The sequence below is a fragment of the Sphingomonas sp. AX6 genome, assembly GCF_902506605.1.
Classification (GTDB): domain Bacteria; phylum Pseudomonadota; class Alphaproteobacteria; order Sphingomonadales; family Sphingomonadaceae; genus Sphingomonas.
This window is the reverse complement of the sequence record NZ_LR733979.1, coordinates 407,689-431,246: the sequence shown is the minus strand read 5'-3', so window position 1 is coordinate 431,246 and position 23,558 is coordinate 407,689. Positions and strand designations below refer to the sequence as shown.

29 protein-coding genes are annotated in these 23,558 nt (G+C 65.1%); 20 read left to right on the top strand and 9 right to left on the bottom strand.

The window, feature by feature from the left end; translation table 11 throughout:
* The first annotated feature begins 80 nt into the window (after positions 1-80).
* Together ENHY17A_RS02140 and ENHY17A_RS02135 are read left to right on the top strand one after the other, a co-directional pair.
* Positions 81-617, top strand: coding sequence for a sterol desaturase family protein (locus tag ENHY17A_RS02140; protein ID WP_159714029.1), 537 nt, complete (start codon positions 81-83; stop codon positions 615-617).
* Positions 614-1,009, top strand: a complete 396-nt coding sequence (locus ENHY17A_RS02135) for a hypothetical protein (RefSeq protein ID WP_159709642.1) — start codon at positions 614-616, stop codon at positions 1,007-1,009. The genes ENHY17A_RS02140 and ENHY17A_RS02135 overlap by 4 nt, the downstream gene beginning before the upstream one ends.
* On the opposite strand, the gene ENHY17A_RS02130 is transcribed toward ENHY17A_RS02135, so the two are convergent.
* On the bottom strand, positions 1,006-1,317 hold the full coding sequence (locus ENHY17A_RS02130; protein ID WP_159709640.1) for a PilZ domain-containing protein: 312 nt from the start codon (positions 1,315-1,317) through the stop codon (positions 1,006-1,008). The genes ENHY17A_RS02135 and ENHY17A_RS02130 overlap by 4 nt on opposite strands.
* Before the next feature lie 87 nt (positions 1,318-1,404).
* Between ENHY17A_RS02130 and ENHY17A_RS02125 the strand changes: the two genes are divergently transcribed.
* Positions 1,405-2,151 carry a sulfite exporter TauE/SafE family protein gene (locus ENHY17A_RS02125; RefSeq protein ID WP_159709638.1) on the top strand — a complete coding sequence of 249 codons (747 nt, stop codon included), beginning with the start codon at positions 1,405-1,407 and terminating at the stop codon, positions 2,149-2,151.
* 129 nt (positions 2,152-2,280) lie between these two features.
* Here the strand turns inward: ENHY17A_RS02125 and ENHY17A_RS02120 are convergent, their stop codons facing one another.
* The gene (locus ENHY17A_RS02120) at positions 2,281-3,216 is read right to left on the bottom strand and encodes a ribose-phosphate pyrophosphokinase (RefSeq protein WP_159709636.1); all 936 of its coding nucleotides are present in this window, start codon (positions 3,214-3,216) and stop codon (positions 2,281-2,283) included.
* A 124-nt stretch (positions 3,217-3,340) separates the two neighbouring features.
* Between ENHY17A_RS02120 and gltX the strand changes: the two genes are divergently transcribed.
* The 9 genes from gltX to ENHY17A_RS02075 all read left to right on the top strand — a co-directional run bounded on the left by gltX (position 3,341) and on the right by ENHY17A_RS02075 (position 10,418).
* On the top strand, positions 3,341-4,672 hold the full coding sequence (gltX, locus tag ENHY17A_RS02115) for a glutamate--tRNA ligase (protein ID WP_159709634.1): 1,332 nt from the start codon (positions 3,341-3,343) through the stop codon (positions 4,670-4,672).
* Positions 4,673-4,904: 232 nt separating this feature from the next.
* The gene (locus ENHY17A_RS02110; RefSeq protein WP_159709632.1) at positions 4,905-5,582 is read left to right on the top strand and encodes an energy transducer TonB; all 678 of its coding nucleotides are present in this window, start codon (positions 4,905-4,907) and stop codon (positions 5,580-5,582) included.
* A gap of 99 nt (positions 5,583-5,681) precedes the next feature.
* Entirely contained in the window at positions 5,682-6,032 is a 351-nt protein-coding gene (locus ENHY17A_RS02105; protein ID WP_159709630.1) for a hypothetical protein, read from the top strand.
* A complete protein-coding gene (gene ribD / locus ENHY17A_RS02100; RefSeq protein ID WP_328799123.1) occupies positions 6,020-7,015 on the top strand; it encodes a bifunctional diaminohydroxyphosphoribosylaminopyrimidine deaminase/5-amino-6-(5-phosphoribosylamino)uracil reductase RibD in 996 nt (331 codons plus the stop codon). The genes ENHY17A_RS02105 and ribD overlap by 13 nt, the downstream gene beginning before the upstream one ends.
* Positions 7,016-7,028: 13 nt before the next feature.
* Positions 7,029-7,637, top strand: a complete 609-nt coding sequence (locus ENHY17A_RS02095) for a riboflavin synthase (protein WP_159709628.1) — start codon at positions 7,029-7,031, stop codon at positions 7,635-7,637.
* Positions 7,624-8,763: a 3,4-dihydroxy-2-butanone-4-phosphate synthase gene (gene ribB, locus ENHY17A_RS02090; protein WP_159709626.1), complete on the top strand. Its 1,140-nt coding sequence runs from the start codon at positions 7,624-7,626 to the stop codon at positions 8,761-8,763. The genes ENHY17A_RS02095 and ribB overlap by 14 nt, the downstream gene beginning before the upstream one ends.
* Positions 8,764-8,765: 2 nt before the next feature.
* Positions 8,766-9,185 carry a 6,7-dimethyl-8-ribityllumazine synthase gene (gene ribH, locus ENHY17A_RS02085; protein ID WP_159709624.1) on the top strand — a complete coding sequence of 140 codons (420 nt, stop codon included), beginning with the start codon at positions 8,766-8,768 and terminating at the stop codon, positions 9,183-9,185.
* The gene (locus ENHY17A_RS02080) at positions 9,185-9,724 is read left to right on the top strand and encodes a GNAT family N-acetyltransferase (RefSeq protein WP_159709622.1); all 540 of its coding nucleotides are present in this window, start codon (positions 9,185-9,187) and stop codon (positions 9,722-9,724) included. The genes ribH and ENHY17A_RS02080 overlap by 1 nt, the downstream gene beginning before the upstream one ends.
* Positions 9,725-9,899: 175 nt before the next feature.
* Positions 9,900-10,418 carry a hypothetical protein gene (locus tag ENHY17A_RS02075; protein ID WP_236547696.1) on the top strand — a complete coding sequence of 173 codons (519 nt, stop codon included), beginning with the start codon at positions 9,900-9,902 and terminating at the stop codon, positions 10,416-10,418.
* On the opposite strand, the gene ENHY17A_RS02070 is transcribed toward ENHY17A_RS02075, so the two are convergent.
* Positions 10,415-11,500: an alkene reductase gene (locus ENHY17A_RS02070; RefSeq protein WP_159709618.1), complete on the bottom strand. Its 1,086-nt coding sequence runs from the start codon at positions 11,498-11,500 to the stop codon at positions 10,415-10,417. The genes ENHY17A_RS02075 and ENHY17A_RS02070 overlap by 4 nt on opposite strands.
* Positions 11,501-11,604: 104 nt before the next feature.
* On the opposite strand from ENHY17A_RS02070, the gene ENHY17A_RS02065 reads away from it, so the two are divergent.
* The 6 genes from ENHY17A_RS02065 (at position 11,605) to ENHY17A_RS02040 (ending at position 16,746) form a co-directional block, all read left to right on the top strand.
* Positions 11,605-12,501, top strand: coding sequence for a DMT family transporter (locus tag ENHY17A_RS02065; protein ID WP_328799122.1), 897 nt, complete (start codon positions 11,605-11,607; stop codon positions 12,499-12,501).
* A complete protein-coding gene (locus tag ENHY17A_RS02060) occupies positions 12,498-13,160 on the top strand; it encodes a COQ9 family protein (protein WP_159709614.1) in 663 nt (220 codons plus the stop codon). Before ENHY17A_RS02065 ends, ENHY17A_RS02060 begins: the two co-directional genes overlap by 4 nt.
* A 73-nt stretch (positions 13,161-13,233) precedes the next feature.
* A complete protein-coding gene (locus tag ENHY17A_RS02055) occupies positions 13,234-13,494 on the top strand; it encodes a FeoA family protein (protein ID WP_159709612.1) in 261 nt (86 codons plus the stop codon).
* 4 nt (positions 13,495-13,498) lie between these two features.
* Entirely contained in the window at positions 13,499-15,343 is a 1,845-nt protein-coding gene (gene feoB / locus ENHY17A_RS02050) for a ferrous iron transporter B (protein ID WP_159709610.1), read from the top strand.
* A gap of 33 nt (positions 15,344-15,376) precedes the next feature.
* On the top strand, positions 15,377-15,910 hold the full coding sequence (ssb, locus tag ENHY17A_RS02045) for a single-stranded DNA-binding protein (protein WP_159709608.1): 534 nt from the start codon (positions 15,377-15,379) through the stop codon (positions 15,908-15,910).
* A gap of 50 nt (positions 15,911-15,960) precedes the next feature.
* Complete coding sequence (locus ENHY17A_RS02040) at positions 15,961-16,746, top strand: DUF1206 domain-containing protein (protein WP_159709606.1); 786 nt, start codon at positions 15,961-15,963, stop codon at positions 16,744-16,746.
* On the opposite strand, the gene metW is transcribed toward ENHY17A_RS02040, so the two are convergent.
* Positions 16,743-17,327 (bottom strand): methionine biosynthesis protein MetW, encoded by a 585-nt coding sequence (gene metW / locus ENHY17A_RS02035; protein ID WP_159709604.1) that lies wholly within the window; start codon positions 17,325-17,327, stop codon positions 16,743-16,745. The two genes, ENHY17A_RS02040 and metW, sit on opposite strands and share 4 nt — an antisense overlap.
* A gap of 112 nt (positions 17,328-17,439) precedes the next feature.
* Positions 17,440-18,570 (bottom strand): homoserine O-acetyltransferase MetX, encoded by a 1,131-nt coding sequence (gene metX, locus ENHY17A_RS02030; RefSeq protein ID WP_159709602.1) that lies wholly within the window; start codon positions 18,568-18,570, stop codon positions 17,440-17,442.
* A gap of 79 nt (positions 18,571-18,649) precedes the next feature.
* Here metX and hisC point away from each other — a divergent pair, with 79 nt between their 5' ends.
* Both hisC and ENHY17A_RS02020 read left to right on the top strand, forming a co-directional pair.
* Positions 18,650-19,744 (top strand): histidinol-phosphate transaminase, encoded by a 1,095-nt coding sequence (hisC, locus tag ENHY17A_RS02025; RefSeq protein WP_159714025.1) that lies wholly within the window; start codon positions 18,650-18,652, stop codon positions 19,742-19,744.
* Positions 19,744-20,652, top strand: coding sequence for a prephenate/arogenate dehydrogenase family protein (locus ENHY17A_RS02020; RefSeq protein WP_159709600.1), 909 nt, complete (start codon positions 19,744-19,746; stop codon positions 20,650-20,652). The genes hisC and ENHY17A_RS02020 overlap by 1 nt, the downstream gene beginning before the upstream one ends.
* Positions 20,653-20,657: 5 nt before the next feature.
* Here ENHY17A_RS02020 and ENHY17A_RS02015 read toward each other — a convergent pair whose 3' ends face one another.
* From ENHY17A_RS02015 to ftsE, 4 genes are read right to left on the bottom strand one after another with little or no spacing between them, the layout of a single operon-like run.
* Positions 20,658-21,389 (bottom strand): lysophospholipid acyltransferase family protein, encoded by a 732-nt coding sequence (locus ENHY17A_RS02015; RefSeq protein ID WP_159709598.1) that lies wholly within the window; start codon positions 21,387-21,389, stop codon positions 20,658-20,660.
* Positions 21,386-21,922 (bottom strand): YdcF family protein, encoded by a 537-nt coding sequence (locus tag ENHY17A_RS02010; protein ID WP_159709596.1) that lies wholly within the window; start codon positions 21,920-21,922, stop codon positions 21,386-21,388. Before ENHY17A_RS02010 ends, ENHY17A_RS02015 begins: the two co-directional genes overlap by 4 nt.
* Positions 21,919-22,806: a cell division protein FtsX gene (locus ENHY17A_RS02005; protein ID WP_159709594.1), complete on the bottom strand. Its 888-nt coding sequence runs from the start codon at positions 22,804-22,806 to the stop codon at positions 21,919-21,921. Before ENHY17A_RS02005 ends, ENHY17A_RS02010 begins: the two co-directional genes overlap by 4 nt.
* The gene (ftsE, locus tag ENHY17A_RS02000) at positions 22,806-23,513 is read right to left on the bottom strand and encodes a cell division ATP-binding protein FtsE (protein WP_159709592.1); all 708 of its coding nucleotides are present in this window, start codon (positions 23,511-23,513) and stop codon (positions 22,806-22,808) included. The genes ENHY17A_RS02005 and ftsE overlap by 1 nt, the downstream gene beginning before the upstream one ends.
* Between the last annotated feature and the right edge of the window lie 45 nt (positions 23,514-23,558).

The following is a 23,558-nucleotide window of genomic DNA, read 5'->3' as shown; positions in this document are numbered from 1 at the left end:
CCACCCCGCAGCCTTTTAGAATCACGCTGGCGATGATCGCACCGGGTGACGCGTCGCGACGGCTAGCCTATATGGGGGCGATGCACTGGTCGCTCGGCATCCTGTTGTTCCTCGGCACCATCCTTGCGATGGAGGTGTTCGCTTACGTCATGCACCGCTGGGTGATGCACGGTATCGGCTGGTTCCTGCACAAGAGCCATCACGAACCGCGCACCGGCAATTGGGAATTGAACGACCTCTATGCCGTGATTTTTGCCATCCCCAGCATCGTGTTGTTGCTGGGCGGGGTGCAGCTTGGCTGGTGGGTCGGTTATGCGTGGGTCGGTGCGGGCATCGCGGCGTATGGCGCGATCTATTTCGGGTTTCACGACGTCATCGTCCACAAGCGCCTGAACCACCGCTATCTGCCCAAATCCGATTATATGAAACGCATCATCCAGGCGCACCGGCTGCACCATGTGGTGGAGACCAAGCACGGTACGGTCAGCTTCGGGTTTTTGTGGGCACCCAAACCCGAGTCGCTCAAGGCGGAACTCAAGCTTCGTGGCCATGCGGGGGTGCGCGCGCCGGTCGGGCGCAATCTGGCCCCCGAACCCGCGGACGATCTGGCCGCATGAGGGTGTTCGACTGGCTGGGCCGCACGCTGTTGCTGGTGATGGCGGGGCTGGCGACGCTGTCGATCATCGCCTCGGTCGCATCGGTGTCCAACATCCACGGAACATCATCACCCTCGCGACCCGGCAGCGAGAACGTTGCCGAGCGCTTCGAGATGCCCGAGACGCCGCCAATCGAACCGGGCGAACGCATCGCCAGCGAAGCACCGTTTGCTTCCGCAGACGAAACCGGCGTGCTCGCCGCCCTGTCCGCGAGCGACGCGCAGGACGGAGAAATCGCCCGTTGGCTCGAATCGCTGACCTATGCGGTGCTGGCACTCGCCGGGTTCATGGCCGCGGCGTTGCTGGTACTGCTGCGAATCACCGCGTTGCTGGCGCGGATCGCCGAGCGCTAACCGTTCGCGCGGATCAGATTGTCGAAGATCGGGCCGTATAGCGGCTGTTTGAAGCGGCAGCCGATGGTGAATTCGTCGCGCCAAGCGACTTCCGCCTCCAGCCCGCTCATGCCGGGAAGCGTCACCCAGACGGTGTCGCCGATGCTCAATGGGTGCACCGCTTCCGCACGAAAGCCAGTGGTCGACAGATCGAGCAGCCGACAGGCGAATTTCGGACCCCGGCCATCGCGAATCTGCGCGGTGACCGCGATCGGCTGGCGCAGCGCGCGGCGATTCTCGCCCAGCGCACCGTCAGAAGGATGACGCATCGTTACTCCGTTACACGCGACCTAAGCCCTTAATGCCCAATTTCCTGGCGCTCGCAATCTTTGTCGCGCGTGCTAGGCGAAAAAACGATGCTGTCCGATCCGATTTTTTATCTGCTCGCGGTCCCTGCGGTGATCCTGCTCGGCCTTGCCAAGGGCGGGTTTTCGGGAATGGGCGCGCTGTCGCTGCCGATGCTGTTGTTCGCGGTCGATCCGGTTCAGGCCGCCGCGATCCTGCTCCCCATCCTGATGGTGCAGGATGTGGTCAGCGTCTGGGCGTTTCGCCGCAGCATCGATTGGAGCGTGATCCGGGCGATGCTCCCGGGGGCGGCGCTCGGCATCGGTGTCGGCTATTTCTATGCCGCCAGCGTGTCGCCTGCCGCGGTGATGGCGGCGGTGGGCGCGATCTCGATTCTGTTCGGCGCGTATCGGCTTTGGGTCGAACGCGGCGATCCACCCGCGCCCCGACATTTGCCGGGATGGAGCGGACAGGCGTTCGGTGTGGCATCGGGCTTCACCAGCCAGATCGCCCATGCCGGCGCGCCGCCGTTTCAGTTCTGGGTGCTGCCCCGCCAATTGACGCGCGACATGCTGGTCGGCACCAGCGCGTTCTTTTTCTTCGCGGTCAATTGGCTCAAAGTGCCCGCCTATGCTGCGCTGGGCCAGTTCACGCGTGAGAATATGCTGACCGCGGCCGTGTTGATGCCGGTGGCGATCGCATCAACCTTTGCAGGCGTATGGCTGGTGCGCCGGGTGAGCGCAGCGCGGTTCTATACCGCAATCTATGTGTTGATGATCGCGGTGGGCGCCAAACTGGTCTGGGATGGGGTTTTGTAGAACCTACCAACCCCGTTCGTGCTAAGCTTGTCGAAGCACCATCCTTCCTTGCGTAGCCAAGAAGGACAGTGCTTCGATACGCGCCTGCGGCGCTACTCAGCACGAACGGTTTTGGGGCGTGCGCGAACCTCAGTCGAACAGGCTGGAGACCGAGCTTTCGTCGGCGATCCGGCGGATGGCTTCTGCGATCAGCGGCGCGATGGTCAAATGGCGGACCTTGTCGCTGGGGGCAATGACGTCGTGGTTGCCGATCGAATCCGTGATGACCAGCTCATGCAGTTCCGACGCATCGACGCGCGCGACCGCGCCACCCGACAGCACGCCGTGGGTGCAATAGGCGACCACGCCCTCCGCCCCCGCCGCCTTCAGCGCCGCGCCCGCATTGCAAAGCGTGCCCGCCGAATCGACGATATCGTCGATCAAGATGCAGAAGCGTCCTTCCACATCGCCGATGATGTTCATCACTTCCGATTCGCCCGCGCGCTCGCGGCGCTTGTCGACGATCGCCAGCGGCGCGTTGTCGAGCCGCTTGGCCAGCGCCCGCGCGCGCACCACGCCGCCGACATCGGGGGATACGACCATCAGATTCTTGTCGGAAAACCGCGCCTTGATATCCTCTGACATCACTGGCGCGCCGTAGAGATTGTCGGTCGGGATATCGAAGAAACCCTGGATCTGCCCAGCATGGAGATCGACCGACAACACCCGGTCGGCACCGGCCGTAGTAATTAGATTGGCGACTAGCTTGGCAGAGATCGGCGTGCGGGGTCCGGGCTTCCGGTCCTGACGCGCATAGCCGAAATAGGGGAGGACGGCAGTGATCCGGCGAGCCGACGCGCGGCGCAGCGCGTCGATCATGATCAGCAATTCCATCAGATTGTCGTTCGCCGGAAACGAGGTCGATTGGAGCACGAACACGTCTTCGCCGCGGACATTTTCGAGGATTTCGACGAAGATTTCCTCGTCCGCGAACCGCCGCACATTGGCCTGGGTCAACGGCGATTCGAGATAGCTGGCCACGGCCTGCGCGAGCGGAAGGTTGGAATTGCCCGCGAGGAGTTTCATGGCAGGGACCCTTTTCACCGAACTGTCATGGAAGGCGTGAACGCGCACCCCTTATCCGCAGCCCGCGCGAACGCAAAGGGCGAAGGCGTTTCCGCGCCCACGAATTTGGGTTAGGGCGCGGTCCATGACCGTCATCACTCGTTTCGCCCCCAGCCCCACGGGCCAGCTTCACGTCGGCAATCTGCGGACCGCGCTCCACAACTGGATGTTCGCACGTTCCAAGGGCGGCAAATTCCTGCTGCGCATAGACGATACCGATTCCGTGCGATCGGAAGAACGGTTCGTGGAATCGATTCGCGCCGATCTCGACTGGCTCGGCATGAAGCCCGACGGCGAGGCGCGGCAGTCGGACCGGTTCGATCGCTACGATGCGCGCTTCGCCGAGCTGGTGGCGAGCGGACGCGTCTATCCCTGTTACGAAACGCCCGAGGAACTGGCGCTCAAGCGCAAGGTGCAGCTCAGCCGCGGCCTGCCCCCGGTGTACGACCGCGCTGCGCTGAAACTGACCGACGCGGACCGCGCGAAGCTGGAGGCCGATGGCGTCTCGCCCCACTGGCGCTTCCGCCTCGATCCCGAAACCGCCATCAACTGGGACGATCTGGTGCGCGGGCATCAGCAGTTCGATGCGGCATCGCTCTCCGATCCCGTGATCCGGCGCGGCGACGGGTCGTGGCTCTACCTGCTGCCCAGCGTCATCGATGATATCGACATGAACATCACCCATGTCGTGCGCGGCGAGGATCATGTGTCGAATACAGCCGCGCAGGTGCAAATGTTCGGCGCGCTGGGGGCCAAGCCGCCGGTGTTTGCGCACGCCGCGCTGCTGACCGGTAGCGAAGGCAAATTGTCGAAGCGGCTCGGCTCGCTGGGCGTCGATCATTTCCGCGACATCGGCATCGAGCCCCAGGCCCTGATCTCCCTGCTCGCGCGGATCGGCACCAGTCAGCCGGTGGAGCCGATGGTCGATCCCCAGCCGCTGATCGACACATTCGATTTTTCGCATTTCGGACGTGCGCCCGCGCGCTTCGACGAGACCGAACTGGCGCAGGTCAATGCGCGGATCGTCCACCAGCTTCCCTATACCCGCGTCGTCCGCCGCCTGCCCAAGGGGATGAACGGCATGGCGTGGAACACGGTGAAGGCGAATTTGTCGACGCTGAACGAGGCCGCCGACTGGTGGGCGATCATCACCGGGCCGTTTACGCCGCCGGTGGCGAGCGAGGCAGACCACGCGCTGCTCGACTCGGCGGTAATGGAAGCGGCGGTCGCCGACTGGCTGGCGGATCCCTGGCACCAGATCACGAACAATCTGAAGGAATTGACCGGGCGGAAAGGCAAGGCGTTGTTCCTGCCGCTGCGCCTGGCGCTGACCGGCAGGGATGCCGGGCCGGACATGGCGGCGCTACTGCCCCTGATCGGGCGCGAGGCGACGATCGAGCGGTTGAAGCATCGTTGAATACAAGCACCGACTGAATAGTTCGTCATTCCCGCGAAGGCGGGAATCTATAAGCCAAGTCGGAGGATATGGATTCCCGCCTTCGCGGGAATGACGAATTTGGCAACAGCGTGCCACTCACAAGGGACATATCCTGTCGCTGGCCCTTTTCGTTGCGAAACGAAACGCTTAGGTGATGACCCGATCATGATCTAACATTGCACGTCCTGGCAACAATCAGGAGTGCAACACGATGTACGCAGACCGTTCAAATCGTCGTTTCCACATCAACCCCGCCAGCCTTTCGATTGCGGTTGCGATCAACGGCGGCGTGCTGGCCGCCTTGTTCCTCGCCGCGCCCGAATGGGTGCAGGGTTATGTCGAGCCGCCCGCGCTGACCACGCGCAACATCCCGTTGCCCCCCGAACCCATCCCGATTCCGTCCGAACCCCTGCCGACCACCGATACCACGCCGCTGTTGCAACCCGCGCCTGCGCCATTGCCACGTCCCGATGCGCCCCGGCCGATGGTCGATGTTCCGAACACCGGCCCGATCATCGATTTCGGACCGCTCCGTCCGCCGCTCCCCCCGATCGGCCCCGGCGGCACGGGCACCGGAACACGGCCAGTTGAGACGCCCGCGCCAGTCATGGTCGGCGTGTCCCCAGACCCGCGCTTCGCCGACCGGTTCCAGCCTGCCTATCCGCCGTCCGAACAACGCGAGGGTCGCGATGGTCAGGTCGTGGTGCGCGTGCTGGTGGGCGCCGATGGCCGGGCGAAGGCGGTCGAGCGCGTGTCCGCGACCAGTGACGCCTTCTTCACCGCCACGCGCAGACAAGCGCTATCGCAATGGCGGTTCCGCCCGGCCACGCGCGACGGTGCGGCGATCGAGAGCTGGTATCGGATGTCGGTGACGTTTGTTCTGAACTGACTGGTGTCCTGAACTGATCGGCATCCTCGACCGATCCCATGGGGTTCCGGGGGAAGGGGCTGGTCGCATCGGCGATCAGCCCCTATCTTTGTCAGTACCATGTCCCTGTTTCGATTCCTCTCCCCCGCCCATGCGTACCGCGACCTGCGCGATTATGTCGCCAAGCGCGAACAGCCGCACCGGTTGCTTTTCCTGATCATTTCGGTGGGCATCACATCGCTGCTGATCGCCGGGTTCGTGAAGGACTCGTTCTTCGAACGCGCCTACAAACGCGACATTCAATATGTCGAGGATTGGCGGCTGGACCGCACCGACGAGGAAATCATCGCGCGCCAGGCAGTGATGAAGGTCGAGCGCGACAAGCTGATCGCCGATTACAAGGCGCGTCAGGAAAAGCGTCAGGCCGAATTCAAGCGGCTAGACGACAAGCTCAATTCATGGGGCATCTGACCCCAATCTCGAAAGATGACGACGCGCGGTGGATGGGTGCGGCGATTTCGCTGTCGCAGCGTGGACGCGGACGAACCGCGCCAAATCCATGCGTCGGCGCGATGGTGGTTCGCGACGGCAGCGTGATCGGGCGCGGTTGGACGCGCCCCCACGGACGCCCGCACGCCGAGGCGGTCGCGCTCGAACAGGCGGGCGACGCGGCACGGGGCGCGACGCTCTACACTAGCCTCGAGCCCTGCGCGCATGTGTCGCCGCGCGGACCGACTTGCACCGCGAGCATCATCGAAGCGGGCATTGCGCGCGTCGTGATCGGCTTGCGCGATCCCGATCCGCGCACCGACGGGCAGGGAATCGCGATGCTGGAGGCCGCTGGCATTGCCGTTTCCACGGGCATCGGTGCGAATGAAGCCCGACGCGCGATGCAGGGGTTCCTTTCGCGACAGCATCTTGGCCGCGCGCATGTCACGCTGAAACTGGCCACGTCGCTCGATGGCCGCATTGCCCGCAGCGATGGCGAAAGCCGATGGATCACGGGCGAAGCCGCCCGCGCCCATGGTCATGTGGAACGCGCGCGTCATGACGCCATCTTAGTCGGGCGCGGAACCCTCGACGCCGATACACCGCGCCTAAACGTGCGCTTGCAAGGGTTCGAGGATCGCGCACCGATGCGGTTGCTGCTCACCCGCGGCACCGCGACCGCTGGTTGGACCGCGGTGGCGTCGCCTGAGGTCGCCGCTGCGCACCCCGGCGTCGATCACCTGATGGTCGAGGGTGGCGCGGGCGCAGCATCGGCGTTCCTGAACGCCGATCTGGTCGATCGCCTGCTGCTGTACCGCGCCCCTATCCTGATCGGCGAGGGGCGCGCTGCGCTGGGCGATATCGGGCTGGCGTCGCTTGCCGACGCGCATGGCCGCTGGCGGCGTGTCGACACGCGAATGCTTGGCAGCGACACCCTCGAAGTCTACGAGCGCGTGCGAGACTGAATTAAGGACCGCCATGTTTACCGGCATCGTCACCGACATCGGCAAGATCGAGTCCGCGGAAGGACGCGGCGACCTGCGCGTGCGGATCGCCACCAGCTACGATACGACCACTGTCGATCTCGGCGCGTCGATCGCGTGCTCGGGCGTGTGCCTGACCGTGGTGGACAAGGGGCCGGGCTGGTTCGCGGTCGATGTGTCCGGCGAAACCGTATCGCGCACCGCGGATCAATGGGGCGTCGGCCGTGCCCTCAACCTCGAACGCGCGTTGAAGCTGGGCGACGAACTGGGCGGGCATATCGTCACCGGCCATGTCGATGGCATCGGCACCATCGTTCGCATCTCCCCACAGGGCGATTCGAAGAAGATCATCTTTTCCGTCCCCGCCGCACTCGCCCCCTTCATCGCTCCCAAGGGGTCAGTGACGATCGACGGGGTGTCGCTGACCGTCAACGAAGTGAGCGACCAGGCGGACGGCACCGCGCAGTTCGCAATTAATCTCATCCCCCACACGCAATCGGTCACCACGCTCGGCGCATTCGCCGAGGGCCAGACCGTCAATATCGAGATCGACGTGCTCGCACGCTATCTTCAACGCATGGAGCAGCTCCGTGGCAAAGCCTGAACTCGCCCGCCTTCCGCACGCCTTCCTCTCTAGCCCCGAAGAGATCATCAATGAGGCGCGCAACGGCCGCATGTATATTCTGGTCGATGACGAGGACCGCGAGAATGAAGGCGACCTGATCATCCCGGCCCAGATGGCGACGCCCGATGCGATCAACTTCATGGCCAAGCATGGCCGCGGCCTGATCTGCCTCGCCATGTCGAAGGGCCGCGTCGGACAGCTCGGGCTCGACCTGATGAGCCGCAAGAACGGCACGCGGCACGAAACCGCCTTCACCGTCTCGATCGAGGCGCGCGACGGGGTCACCACCGGCATCTCCGCCGCCGACCGGGCGCGCACCATTGCGGTTGCGATCGACGCGTCGAAGGGTGCGGACGAGATCGTGACGCCGGGCCATGTGTTCCCGCTGGTCGCGCGCGACGGCGGCGTGCTGGTCCGCGCGGGCCATACCGAGGCCGCAGTCGATGTCTCGCGGCTCGCCGGACTGACCCCTGCGGGCGTGATCTGTGAGATCATGAAGGACGACGGCACGATGGCGCGGATGGACGACCTGGTGTCGTTCGCGCAGCTGCACGGGCTGAAGATCGGCACGATCCGCGACCTGATCGCGTACCGGTTCCGCCACGATCACCTTGCCGAAAAGCGTGCCGAGGCCAAATTCCACAGCCGCTGGGGTGGCGACTGGACCGCGATGACCTTCTGGAACAAGGCGACGGGCAGCGAACAGATCGCGCTGGTCAAAGGCCGCGTCGATCCGAGCAAGCCGACTTTGGTGCGGATGCACGCGCTCAACACCTTCACCGACCTCTTCGGCGAAAGTGGCGAGCGGTCGGCGCTGCTCCAGCGCTCGATGGAAATCATTGCCGAGGAAGGCGCAGGCATCATCGTCGTCATCAACCGCCCCCGCCCCGACCAGTTCACCGTCGCACTGCAAGCCAAGACCGGAACGCTTCCGCCCAAGGACATGGATGAATTGCGCGACTATGGCGTCGGCGCGATGATCCTGACCGAACTGGGCGTCGAGGAAATGGTGCTGCTGACCAACACGCATCACACGCTGGTCGGGCTGGACGGTTATGGCCTGTCGATCGTCGGCGAGCGGCCCATCGATTTGAAGGCGGACTGAACATGGCCCATATCCTGATCGTCGAAGCGCGCTTCTACGCGCATCTCAACGACCTCTTGCTCAAAGGCGCGCGCGCCGCGATCGAAGCCGCCGGGCATAGCCATGAAACGGTGACCGTCCCGGGCGCGCTCGAAGTGCCCGGCGCGATCGCGATGGCGTCCGAAAGCGACCGTTACGACGCCTATGTCGCGCTGGGCGTCGTCATCCGCGGAGAGACCTATCATTTCGAAATCGTCGCGGGCGAAAGCGCGCGGGCGATCATGGCGCTGACGCTGGATGGCACCCCCATCGGCAATGGCATCCTGACCACCGAGGACGAGCAACAGGCGCTGGTCCGCGCGCGTCCTGACGACAAGGACAAGGGCGGCGACGCCGCGCGCGCCGCGATCGCGATGCTCGACCTCAAATCCCGGTTCGGCTGATGGCCGAGCCCATTCTGTTCACCGATCGCCTGATCCTTCGCCTGCCCGAGGCGAGCGACCTCGACGGCTGGGCAGCGATGGCGGCGGATGCGGAGGCGATGCGCTTTATCGGCGGGGCCAAGAGCCGCGCCGAATGCTGGCGCGACCTGTGCGCGATGCGCGGCGCGTGGGACATTCGCGGTTTTGCGATGTTCTCGGTCATCGAACGCGACACCGGGCGCTGGGTCGGCCGCATCGGCCCGTGGGAGCCGGAGGGCTGGCCGGGCAAGGAAGTCGGCTGGGGCGTGTCGAACGACTTTGCCGGAAAGGGCTATGCCCATGAAGCAGCGGTCGCCTGCATGGATTATGCCGTCGATGTGCTGGGCTGGACCCATATCATCCACAGTATCGACCCCGAAAACGTCCGCTCGATTGCGCTGGCCAAGCGGTTGGGATCGACCAATGGCGGGCGCGTGACCCTGCCCCAGCCCTATGAGGAATCGGTCGTCGATGCCTGGGGCCAGAGCGCAGACCAATGGCGCGCGCGGCGGGGGGTTTAGGCAAGCCCCTTCAAGCCGTCATTCCCGCGGAGGCGGGAATCCATGATCCAGGCCAGTAGCAATGGATTCTCGCCTTCGCCGGAATGACGAAGAAGCAAGTCTGCCTCGCACAACACGCAGTATTCCCCCAGCCAATATTTGCCGCGAGCACGCCCCCACGCTAGCCTGATCCACGATGGACATGCCGCCTTCCCGCTACCGGATCGTCGAACGCGGTCGCCAATTGGTGGTGATCGACACGCGACCCGATGCCGATGTCGCCGAGGTGCGGATCGAAAGCGTACCGCCCGGCGATGCGCTGAACCCCGCTGTTGCCCGAACAGTCGAGCCCAGTACGTCGCCCGTATCCGACGATCGCTCCGGCATGGGGCTGCTGGCGCAGGCGGGCGGCAGCATGGGCGATGCGCTGGTCCGCAAGGCACCGAGCGGTGAGGCCGAATATTTCGATACGCATCGCTGGTTCGATGAAAAGGGGCCGCGCCGGGTAAAGCTGTCTGCGGCGGGACGCGACCAGCTCAACGTCGCATTGCTTACCGTGCTGGGCGGACTGGGCGCCGGGGCCGCAGCCTCCGTCTTCGCGTCGCCGCTGATCCTGCTCGTCGGGCTCGGTTTGCTCAGCGGCAAGACCCGAGCGTCGATCCGCGCGCAGATCACGCGCTGGATCGACGGACTGGGCACCACCGAACCGCGTTAGGCGGTCGCATCCTCAAGCGTGGGATAGTCGACATAGCCTTGCGGCCCTGCGCTGTACCACGTCGCCATATCGTCGGGGTTGAGCGGCGCACCGCGTTGCAACCGCACCGGCAAATCGGGATTCGCAAGGAACGGGCGACCGAAACTGATCGCATCCGCAAGCCCGGCATCCAGATCGGCTTGCGCGCGCTCCAGATTATAGTCGCTGTTCAACACCAGCGGACGTTTGAACACCTCCCGGATCGCGGGCGATTGCTTCGGCTGCTTCGACCTGCCGAACGTCCCGTCGGGGCCGGGTTCGCGCAATTCCAGGAAGCCGATGCCGATCCGCTCCAGTTCCGCCGCGGCGGGCACGAACACGCTGGCCGGATCGCTGTCCTTCACGCCTTGCGAATCGCCATTGGGCGACAAGCGCACCGAAACGCGGTCCGCACCCCAGACGCTGGCCAGCCGCTCGGTCGCCTGCACCAGCAGGCGGATGCGGTTTTCGGGCGAGCCGCCATAATCGTCGTCGCGGAAATTGGCGTTGTCGCGCAGGAACTGGTCGATCAGATAGCCGTTCGCCGCGTGCAACTGCACCCCGTCGAACCCGGCGCGCTTGGCATTTTCGGCAGCCAGCGCATAATCATCGAGCACGCGCGAAATCTCGTCGAGACCGAGCGCGCGCGCCTCTTCATAGTCCTGCTTGCCCTCATAGGTGTGCGCCTGACCGGGCGCAGTCGTCACCGACGAGGACACCGGCTGTCCGCCCCCCAGCGACGAATGGACGACGCGGCCCATATGCCAAAGCTGCGCGACAATCCGCCCGCCCGCCTGATGCACGCTTTCGGTCACGCGCTTCCAGCCCTCGACCTGCGCGTCGGTCCACAATCCCGGCGCATTGGGCCAGCCCAGTCCTTCGCGGCTGATGCCAGTGGCCTCCGAAATGATCAGGCCTGCGCCGCTGCGCTGGGTATAATATTCCGCCACCAGTGCATCCGGCACGCCGTCGCGCCCCGAACGGCCGCGCGTCAGTGGTGCCATCAGGATGCGGTTGGGCGCGGCGATCGCGCCGAGCTGGATGGGGTCGAACAGGCTGGGCATCGTGCCTCCAAATTTTTGCATTGCGAAGGACGGGAGATAGGGCGCTATGGGGCGATATGCATCAAAGCGCGTTGCAAAGAAAAACTAATCCCGCACCAACCGCGTTGGCCGCGCTGCTGGTGGGCAATGTCGCGCTCGCGTTTGGCCCCTGGTTCGTTCGCGCGGCCGAAATCGGGCCAGTGGCGGCCGGATTTTGGCGGATCACGCTGGCCGCCCCGATCCTGATCGCACTCGCCTATTCGATGGGAGAGCGCCCGGTTCGCGATGCGCGCGGATTGTGGCCGGTGCTGCTGATCGCGGGCGTCGCGTTCGCCGCCGATCTGGCGAGCTGGCATGTCGGCATCCATTATACCAGCCTGGCCAACGCCACGTTGTTCGGCAATTCGGCGACGCTCATCTACCCGATCTATGGCTTCATCGCCGCGCGGATGTGGCCCAACCGGCCGCAGGCCGCGGCATTGCTGCTCGCCGCAATCGGCGCGGCGATGCTGATGGGGCGATCTGCGGAATTGTCGCGCGCGAACCTGATCGGCGACCTGCTCTGCCTGCTCGCGGGGGTGCTGTATGCCGTCTATTTCATCTTCATGGCGCGCGCTCGCGAGAAAATGGCGCCGTTGTCGACGCTCGCCGTCTCGTCGGTCGCCTCGATCCTGCCGCTGCTGGCGCTGGTGTTCATCATGGGTGAATCGCTGTTCGGCGGCAACTGGACGGTGTTGGTCGGACTGGCACTGGCGAGCCAAGTGCTGGGCCAGGGGCTGATGATCTATGCGCTGGGTCACGTCACCCCGTTGCTGCTGGGCCTTGCGCTGCTGACCCAGCCAATCGTTGCCGGGACGGTCGGGTGGATCGTCTATGACGAGCGCTTGGGAACGCTCGACTTCATCGGCGCGGCATTGGTCGCCGTCGCTTTGGTGCTGGTGCGCAGTCAGCGGGAACGCCCGGTCGAGCTTGCCACCGACGCTCAGGACATTAAGTCGGGGCAGAAGGAGACGACATCGTGACTGCCCTTCCCGACGATCCGACACTGGACGAGGTACGCGCGGCGCTCGCGCCCGAACTCCCCGCGAATGCCGCGTTCGACGGCTGGAATGCAACTGCGCTGGACGCGACCGCGACGCAGATGGGCGTCGATCCCGATGTCGCGCGCGTGGCCTTTCCCGGCGGGGCGGTCGATATGATCGATGCGTGGTTCCACAGCGTCGATCTGGCAGTGGCGGCGAAACTGCCGCCGGAAACGCTGGCATCGATGAAAATTCGCGAGCGCATCACCGCATTGGTGGAAGCACGGCTCGATACCGTCGCCCCCAATCGGGAAGCGCTGCGCCGCGCGCTAGCGATCCTCACCATGCCGCAGAACGTCGCAAAGGGTGCCAGGCTCGGTTGGCGCGCGGCGGATCATATGTGGCGGCTGGCAGGCGATACCGCGACCGATTACAATCACTATACCAAGCGGGCGATTCTGGGATCGGTGTACGGCGCGACCGTGACGGTGATGCTGGACGACGACAGCGAAGGCCTGGCCGACACCCGCGCGTTCCTGGCGCGGCGGATCGACGGAATCATGCGGTTCGAAAAGACCAAGGCGCAGCTGCTGGGTCGCGGCCAGCACCGCCCCAGCCTGTCGCGGTTCATCGGCCGGCTGCGCTACCCCGCGGTATAATCCCTTTCCCTAAAGTCGTGCCGCGCAACTTTGCGGTTTCGTTTGTAAGCAACTGTTGATAATGGCTCGCAATATGAGCCTTGCCACGACCGCGCCGCTATCGGGCGCACCGATTCGCCATCCGGCCCCCGTCCGCAGTATCGACTGGACGGCGCTCAGCGATGGCGAGACGCGCCGCTTGCGCGAATTCGGGCTGGACGAAGGGGTGGAGGTCGAAATCCTCCACCGGTCGATGTTCGGGCGCGGGCCGCTCGCCTGTCGGATCGGACGAATGACGATCGCAATCCGCGCGCATGTCGCGCATGCCATTCACGTCGAAACCACGGGAGCCTGAGGCGATGCACCCCGCTCCCCTGATCGCGCTTGTCGGCAATCCGAATGCAGGCAAGAGCGCGCTGTTCAACGCGCTGACCGGTGCGCGGCAAAAGGTCGGCAACTATCCCGGCGTCACCGTGGAGCGCCATTCGGGCCGGATGAGTCTGTCCGACGGTCGCCCGGTCGAACTGCTCGACCTGCCCGGCAGCTACAGCCTCGACCCGTCAAGCCCCGACGAGGAAGTCACCCGCGATGTCGTGACCGGCAGGGGCGGCCTCGAATGCGTGCCCGACGCGCTGCTCGTTGTCGTCGATGCCACCAATCTCGAGAATCATTTGCGCTTCGTGTTGCAGTTGAAGGCGCTGGGGCGGCCGATGGTCGTCGCGCTCAACATGATCGACATGGCGACCCGCGATGGGCTGACGATCGATACTAAAGTGCTGGCGGCCGAACTCGGCGTGCCCGTGATTCCGACGGTGGCGGTCAGGAAGCGCGGGCTGGACGAGATTCGCGATGCGCTGGCGGGCGTGCTGGGCGCGAAGGCCGGCGACCCGCGCGAAGTCGATCCCGACATCCGCGCCTATCAGCGCCCCGCGCGCGCGCTGGCGAAGACCGCGACCGTGGAGCAACCGCGCTCGCGCGCCGTGTCCAAATCGCTCGACCGCGTGGTGCTGCATCCGGTGGCCGGGCCGATCATCCTGCTCGGGCTGTTGTTCGTGATGTTCCAGGCGGTGTTTTCCTGGTCCGAAGCCCCGATCGGCTGGATCGAAGGGCTTCAGGGCTTCCTCGCCGACAGCGCGCTGAACCTGCCGGAAGGTTTCTTGCGCGATTTGCTGATCGAGGGAATCATCAACGGCGTCGGATCGGTAGTGGTGTTCCTACCCCAGATCGTCATCCTGTTCCTGTTCATCCTGCTGCTGGAGGGCAGCGGATACATGGTCCGCGCGGCGTTCCTGATGGACAGGCTGATGGCCAGCGTCGGACTATCGGGGCGTGCCTTCATTCCGTTGCTCTCCAGCTTTGCTTGCGCGATCCCCGGCATCATGGCGACGCGGTCGATCTCCGACCCGCGCGAGCGGCTGACGACGATCATGATTGCGCCACTCATGACCTGCGCGGCGCGACTTCCGGTCTATGCGGTCATCATCGGCGCGTTTATTCCAGCGCGTTCTCTGGCCCCCGGTATCGGGTTGCAGGGTCTGGTGCTGTTCATCCTTTACCTCGCGGGCGTGGTCGGCGCAGTAGTCGCCGCGCTGGTCATCCGACGCTTCTCGGCACGCGGGACCGCGAATGGCAGCTTCTTGATGGAGTTGCCGCGTTACCAATTGCCGATCGTGCGCGACGTACTGCTTGGCCTGTGGCAGCGCGCCTGGATTTTCCTGCGCCGTGCCGGGACCATCATCATGGCCGCGACCGTCGCATTGTGGGTGCTGGCCAGCTATCCGGTTGCGCCAGAGGGCGTGAAACAGAGCGAATATTCGATCGCCGGCAGAATCGCATCGGGTCTGGAAGTCGTGCTGCGGCCGATCGGCTTCAATCATGAAATGTCGCTGGCGATCATCCCGGCGATGGCGGCACGCGAAGTCGCGGTGTCCGCGCTCCAGACGGTTTATTCGATCGACGCCGAGGACGAGGATGCAGGTGCGCAGGAACTTGGCGCGCGGATCGGCGATGCCTGGCCGCTGCCGACTGCGCTCGCCTTCCTGGCGTGGTTCGTGTTCGCACCGCAATGTCTGTCGACGATCGCCGTCGCCAAGCGAGAGACCAATGGCTGGAAATGGCCACTCGTCATGCTCGCATATCTTTTTGTGCTGGCCTACGTCGCGGCGGGCGCGACCTACTGGATTGCAACCGCCGCCGGGCTATAAGCGTCGCCATTCAATCGATTCAAAGGACGTGAGATGGCCGGCAGCGTGAACAAGGTAATTCTGGTCGGCAATCTGGGGCGCGACCCCGAAAGCCGGTCGTTCCAGAATGGCGGCAAGGTGGTCAACCTGCGCATCGCCACCTCCGAAAGCTGGAAGGACAAGAATAGCGGCGAGCGCAAGGAAAAGACCGAATGGCACTCGGTCGCGATCTTCAACGAAGGGCTGGCGAACGTCGCCGAACGCTTCCTGCGCAAGGGATCGAAAGTCTATATCGAAGGCGCGCTCCAGACCCGCAAATGGCAGGATGCGCAGGGTCAGGACAAATATTCGACCGAAATCGTGCTTCAGGGATTCAACAGCGTCCTGACCATGCTCGATGGCGCACCCGGCGGTGGCGGCAATCGCGGTGGCGGCGATAACTGGGGCGCAGGCGGCGGCGACGATGCGTTTGCGGGCCAGTCCTCGTCGCGCGGTGGCGGCGGATTCGGCGGTGGTTCGGGCGGCGGCGCGCGCTCAGGCGGCGGATCGAGCTTTCCCGACGATCTCGACGACGACGTTCCGTTCTGATCCTTTTTGCCCCTCTCGCGTTTCGCTGCTGAAACGAAGGGGAATTTCGGGTGAATCCAAAGGTCGAACATATCGCAATGTTGGCGCGCGTCGGGTATCTGGCGCGCGCCACCGTCTATTTCGCGCTCGGTTACCTGACGCTGGCGACGGGCGAGGCGGAGGGGACGACCAGTGTGCTCGATCCCTTGGCCGACGTGCCGGGCGGCAATGCGCTGATGGTCCTGTTGGCGGTCGGACTTGCAGCATACGGCCTGTTTCGCCTCTATGGCGCGTGGGTCGATCTGGAAAATGATGGCGACGATTGGAAGGGGCGCGGCAAGCGCTTCGGCCATGTGCTGAGCGGGCTGGCGCATCTGGGGATTGCCTGGGCCGCGCTCAAGCTCGGCTTCGGGGGCGAAGGCTCGAGTGACGGTGCTGCGGGCGGCGCGGCAGCGGACGCGGTGATCGATCTGCCCGGCGGCTGGGTGCTCGTGGTCGTGGTTGCGATCGGCTTTGCGATCGCCGCGGTGAGCCAGGCCAGCAGAGCATGGTCCGGCAAGTTCATGTCGCTGATGTCGCGCGATACGCCGCGCTGGGCGGAAACGGTCGGTCGCGTGGGCTTTGCGGCGCGCGCCGCGGTGTTCGCGGCATTGGCCTGGGCCGTCCTCCATGCGGGATTGAGCGGCACTGTCGGCCAGATCGGGTTTCAGGACGCACTGGCCATGTACCGCGAGGAGGACGACCTCTACCGGACGATTGCCGCGGGATTGGCGATGTTCGGCGTGTTCAGCCTGGTCATGGCGCGGTACCGCGACATCTGCGATTCGCCGCTCGTGAAGCGTATCCTCGCGGACTAGGATCGCAGGAGGAATACCGCATGTTCGGCGCGGAAATTGGCGGCGGCGGGCCCGGTTTGGCGACCGTGGTTTAGAAACCAGGCCCGTTCGACCGTGACGCCGCGCTCGGCCATCAACGCGCGGAAATCGTCGATCGTGACGTGGTGGATGTTGGGAGTGTCGTACCAGCGTTCGGGCAACAATTCGGTCACCGGCATCCGCCCGCCCCACAGCAAGGACGCGCGCACGCGCCAGTGCGCGAAATTGGGGAACGACACGAAGGCGCGTTGGCCGATGCGGAGCAGATGGTCGAGCACCCGGTCGGGCGCGCGGGTGGTTTGAAGCGTCTGGCTGAGCAGCGCGACGTCGAAACTGGCGTCGGGATAATCGGCCAGATCGGTATCGGCATCGCCCTGAACCACCGAAAGACCGCGCGCGACGGCAGTCGCGACCTTAGTGGAATCGATCTCCAGTCCGCGCGCGTCGCATCCCTTGGCGGTCAGCGCCGCCATCAGCGCGCCGTCGCCGCAGCCGATGTCGAGCACGCGCGCACCCGTTGCGACATGATCGGCGATGATCGCAAGGTCGGGGCGCAGGTTCATATTGTGCGCCCTACCTCTCCGTTCGTTTCGAGCGAAGTCGAGAAACGTCCGCGAGCGCTTTGGCCGCGTTTCCCGACTTCGCTCGAAACAAACGGGTGGAGGACGGTGGGTCTCACTCACCCGCCCTCAGGAAACCGTCCACCACGCGGTTCATCTCGGGTGCGTCGAGCAGAAAGGCGTCGTGGCCGAACGGGCTCGACAGTTCGACGAAACTGACCCGCGCCCCGGCGGCGTTCAGCGCATGGACGATGGCGCGCGATTCGGTGGTGGGATAGAGCCAGTCGGTGTCGAAACTCACAACGCAGAAGCGCGTTGCGGCCCCGCGAAACGCATCGGCCAGCCGCCCGCCATGCTCCTCGGCCAGGTCGAAATAATCCATCGCGCGAGTGATGTAGAGATAGGCATTGGCGTCGAACCGGTCGACGAAACTGATCCCCTGATGCCGCAAATAGCTTTCGATCTGAAAATCAGCATCGAATCCGAAGGTCTTGGCCCCTGCCGTCCCGTCGGGTCGCGCCTGTAATTTGCGTCCGAATTTTGCGGTCAGCCCCGCTTCCGACAGATAGGTGATGTGCGCCGCCATCCGCGCGACGGCCAGCCCGGCACTGGGCGTGTCGCCGTCGTAATAATCGCCGCCTGCCCAGTTCGGATCGGCCATGATCGCCTGGCGACCGACTTCGTGGAACGCGATATTCTGCGCCGAATGCCGCGCGGTCGATGCGATCACCACCGCCGAGCGTACCCGTTCGGGATAGTTCGCAGCCCAGCTCAACACCTGCATCCCGCCCATCGATCCGCCGACCGCTGCCTTCAGGGTACGGATGCCGAGATGGTCGAGCAGCATCGCTTGCGCGCGCACCATGTCGCGGATGGTGATGACCGGGAACGCCATCCCCCAAGGCTTTTCGGTATCGGGGTTGATGCTCGCGGGACCGGACGACCCCATGCAGCTTCCCAGCACATTGGCACAGATGATAAAATCACGCGCCGGATCGACCGGCTTGCCAGGGCCGATCATCCGTTCCCACCAGCCCGGCTTGCCGGTGACGGGATGCACCGACGCGACATGCTGGTCGCCGGTCAACGCATGGCAGATCAGAATGGCATTGGAGGCGTCTTGATTGAGCGTGCCATACGTTTCGTATCCGACGTCGACCGCCGCCAGGCTGCCGCCGCCATCGAGCGCAAGCGGTCCGGGAAGCGTCACCTGGCGCTGGAGGCCGAAGCATTGGTCGGTCGACATGTCCGCGCGTTACGGCGATGTGGCGCTGGCGGCAAGCGCACCTTGCCATCCCGCCCGCTTTCCGCCATCCCGCGCGGCCATGACCGGACCAATTCCCAAGCCGTGGATCATGGACATCGCCCCCTATGTGCCGGGCCGTTCCAAGACCGATGACGGGCGCGTCGTCGCCAAATTGTCGTCCAACGAAAACCCGCTCGGCACCTCGGCAAAGGCGCGCGACGCCTTTCATGCCGCCGACGTCACGCTGGAACGTTATCCCGATGCGGGCGCAGGCGCGTTACGAGAGGCGATTGCCGCCGCCCACGGGCTGGACCCCGCGCGCGTGATCTATGGCACCGGGTCGGACGAAGTGCTGCACCTTGCGGCGGGCGCATTCGCGGGGCCGGGGGACGAGGTGATCTTCGTCCATTACGGCTTTGCGGTCTATGAGATCGCCACGCGTCGCGTCGGCGCACTGCCGGTGATCGCGCCTGACAAGGATTATGCGACCGATGTCGATGCGATCCTGGCGTGCGTCACGGATGCCACGCGGATCGTCTTCGTCGCCAATCCGAACAATCCGACGGGCACCTTTGCCCCGCGCGAGGAAATCGCCCGGCTGCACGATGCGCTGCCCAAAGACGTGCTGCTCGTCCTCGATCAGGCCTATGCCGAATATATCGACGACGCCGAGGACGACCACGGGCTCGCGCTTGCGATGGAGACCGACAACGTCCTCGTCACGCGAACCTTTTCGAAAATCCACGGGCTTGCCGCCGAACGCATCGGCTGGGGATATGGTGCGCCTGCGCTGATCGACGCGATGCACCGCATCCGCGCGCCGTTCAACGTGACCACGGCAGGCCAGCAAGCGGCGATCGCGGCGCTGGCGGACAAGGATTTCGTCGCCGCCAGCCGAACGCACAACAAACAATGGCTCACCTGGTTCGAAGCGGAAATCGCCTCGCTCGGCAACGCCGGCTTGCGCGCGGTGCCGTCCAAGGCCAATTTCTCGCTGGTGCTGTTCGAAGGGCCAGTGACGGCCGAGGACGCGTATAAGGGCCTGATGGACCGCGGTTACATCACGCGCTGGCTGCCCGGACAGGGACTGGCGCAGGGCCTGCGCATCACCATCGGCACCGAGGATGAAGTGCGCGGCGTGGCGGCGGCGATTCGAGAGATCGTGGCGCGCTGATGCTCCCCTTCGCCCGCGTCTCGATCATCGGGCTGGGGCTGATCGGCTCGTCGCTGGCGCACGCGATCCGCGCGAAGATGCCGACCGTGCGGGTGACCGGCCACGACGCCGACCCGGCAGTGCGGGCGCGGGCGGTCGAACTCGATCTGGCCGACGACATCGCCGACAATGCGGCCACCGCAGTCACTGATGCCGATTTCGTCATCCTGTGCGTACCCGTTGGGGCCATCGGGGAGGTCGCAGCCGAGATCGCCGCCGACTTGCCCGCCGACGCCATCGTCAGCGACGTCGGATCGTGCAAGGAAAGTGTGGTCATCGCGTTGCGCGGTGCCTTCCCCGACAACCAGATCGTTCCCGCGCATCCGGTGGCGGGCACCGAACGCAGCGGCCCGGATGCGGGATTTGCCACCTTGTTCAAGGGGCGCTGGTGCATCCTGACCCCACCCGAGGGCACGACGTCGGTGGCGATCGAACGCGTTGCGTCATTCTGGCGGCTGCTGGGTTCGCAGGTCGAGATCATGGACGCGGCGCATCATGATCGCGTGCTGGCGGTGACCAGTCATTTGCCGCACCTGATCGCCTATACCATCGTCGGCACCGCGTCCGACCTGGAAGAAGTGACCGCGTCGGAAGTCATCAAATATTCCGCCGGTGGCTTTCGTGATTTCACGCGCATCGCCGCCTCCGACCCGACGATGTGGCGCGACGTGTTCCTGTCCAACCGCGAAGCCGTGCTCGACATGCTCCAGCGTTTCTCGGAGGATCTGTCCGCGCTGCAACGCGCGATCCGCTGGGGAAAGGGCGACGAATTGTTCGACCTGTTCACGCGCACCCGCGACGTGCGCCGGTCGATCATCGATTCAGGCCAGGACGACGAAGCAGAGGATTTCGGTCGCAAGCACGACTGAGCGGCTTAGCGTGTCCCGGCCCCGCTCAACGCTCGGCGGTCACCCCCGTCCCGCTCCATCTCCAGCGCGTTGATCCCGGCAAACACGCGCGCCTCGATCTCTTCGCGCGGCAGGCCCGGCGGGATCGGATCTCCGAAGCGGAAAGTCACCACACCGGGCCGTGCGGGGCCGCTGCGCGAACACACAACGCCGCTATCCATTGCGATCGGCACCACCGGTAGCCCCAGCATCCGGTATAGTCCCGCCATGCCGGGTTTGAGCGGGGGCATGGTGCCAGGTTCGACGCGCGTGCCTTCAGGAAAAATCAGGATCGAACGGCCCTCGGCAACCGCTGCCTTGCCTTCGCGCATCATCGACCGCAGCGCCTGGGCTGATGCTTCGCGATTGACGACGATCGCGCCGTAACCACGTGCGGCACCGCCCCAGAATGGAATGTCCGCCAGTTCCTGCTTCAGCACGACCGCAGGCCCGTCGAGCATCGCGGTCAACTCCAGCGTTTCGTACATCGACTGGTGCTTGGATGCATAGATGACCGGATATCCGACCGCCCCGCCGCCCTCGATCCGGTTGCGAATGCCGAGAATCCAGACCAGCCGACGCTGCAACCGCATCCAGCCGACTGCATAGCGCTGGATCGTCTTGCGCCCGAACCACGCCGCGATCGGCGCGAAGAGCACGATCGGCACCGACAGGCCGTAGAAGAACAGATTGTAGAGCCAGCGGCGAAGCGTCGTCACTGACCGATCCCGAAGGTAATCGCGACCAGCCGGATCAGATATTTGTTATATTCGAGGAACAGGAACCCCAGCCGCGGGCTTTCGGGCACGGCGTCGCCGACCACCTCGACATCGTCGCCGAGCGAGTTTCGCAGTTCCAGCCCGGCGCGCGCCATGTGCCAGTCGGAGGTAACCAGTCGCACGCTGCGTACCCCACGCGAGTTTACCCAGGCGGCGGTCTCATTGGCATTGGACCGGGTATCCACCGCCTCGAACCCCAGGTCGATGCAGCAATCGAACAGCCTGCGCGGCGCATCATATTGCGCGGCAAGTTCCTGTGGACGCACATCACGCGCCACCCCGGTTACCAGCATGCGTTTCGCCGCACCTGCCTGGATCAACTTGATCCCGCGGTCGATCCGTCCCGCCGAACCAGTCGGCACGACGATCGCGTCGGTCGTCACATCATCGAGCGGACGGCCCAGCGACAGCATGAACGCCGCGAACCCGAGCAGCCAGACGATCGCCAGGGTCGACAACGCGCGGACGATCACAACGTCTTCCTCAACTGGCCACTGACGCCGACACGCGCGGCCAGCATCGCGATCACCGCAAAGCCGACGGGAATCGCAGCAAGCACGATCCAGTCGGCGGTCGCAAGGTTCGCGCCCTGCGTCACGCCCGATCCCAGCGCCGCGACCTGCACCTGGAGCAATGCCACGACGGCGATGCCCGCGGTCGCGCCGATCGCGCCGCCCAGCAGCGTGTCCGCGCCGATACGCCGCTGGAACAGGCGCGACAATTGGGGGTCGGTTGAGCCGAGCATGTGCAGCACGTCGATTGTATCGCGGTGCGTGTCCAGCCCCGATTTCGCCGACAACAGCACGACCGCCCCCGTCGCGATCAACATCAGCACCACCACCCCGCCCGCAAGCAAGGTCAGCAGCGCAAGAAAATCGCGCACCGGTGCCAGCCATGCGACATGGCGATCGACCCGTGCCCCCGGCGCGATCCCGCGCACGACCAACTCGATGGCAGCGACGCGGGCCTCTGCGCCATCGGTCAGATCGACGTCGATCATTGCAGGCATCGGCAAATCGGGATCGAGCCCGGCATCGCCCAGCCAGGGACGGACCAGTTCGGCAAGGTCGGCGCGATCGACTTCGCTCACCGCCTCGACGCCGGGCACGCGGCGCAGGCTGGTCAGGATACGCGCAACCTGATCGTCGCGCCGGGTCGCATTCCCCTCGACGATCTGGACGGTCAACCGCCCGGCAAGGTCACGGTCCAGCGTTTGCGTCGCGCGCGTGGTCGCCAGACCGAGCGCGACCGCCAGCACGGTCAGAAAGACCATGATCGCCATGATCCAGACCATCGCCCGCGTCGCGCGCCGCTGGTCGAGCATGGCCGCGATCCGGCGCCCCCGGCTGCGTGCCATCAGCCGTCGTCCCGTTTGGGCGGGTGACGCAGCGCCCCCGACGGATCGTCCAGTCGCCCGGCCTCGATCCGCATGATGTGCGCGCTGGGCACGCTGTTGATCAGCGCGATGTCGTGGGTAGCGACGACCAGGGTGGTGCCCAGCCGGTGCAGCGCCTCGAACAGATGCAGCAGCCGTTCGGCCATCACCGGATCGACGTTGCCAGTGGGTTCGTCGGCAACCAGCATGTCGGGACGATTGATGACCGCGCGCGCGATCGCCACCCGCTGCTGCTCGCCGCCCGACAGCGTCGCGGGGAGCGCGTCGGCGCGGTCCATCAGCCCGACCCAGGCCAGCATCTCGCGCACCGGCTCGTCGATATCGACCTCGGGCATGCCTGCGACGCGTAAAGGGAGGGCGACATTGTCATAGGCCGACAGATGCGGGACCAGCCGGAAATCCTGGAACACGACGCCGATGCGGCGGCGAAAACCGGGCAGGCGCTTGCGCGGCAGCGTCACCACATCCTCGCCGAACATGTGGATCACGCCGCGCGTGGGTCGCTGTGAGAGGTAAAGCAACTTGAGCAAGGACGTCTTGCCGGCGCCCGAATTGCCGGTGACGAAATAAAAGCCGCTGGACGCAAGCGTGAAGCTGACGTCCGACAGCGTCTCCGCGCCGGTGCCATAGCGAAGGCCAACATTTTCGAACTGCACGATATTCGCCATGCGCGCCCGCGCCGCTCCGCTTCAAATGGTTCGCGGCACCCATCC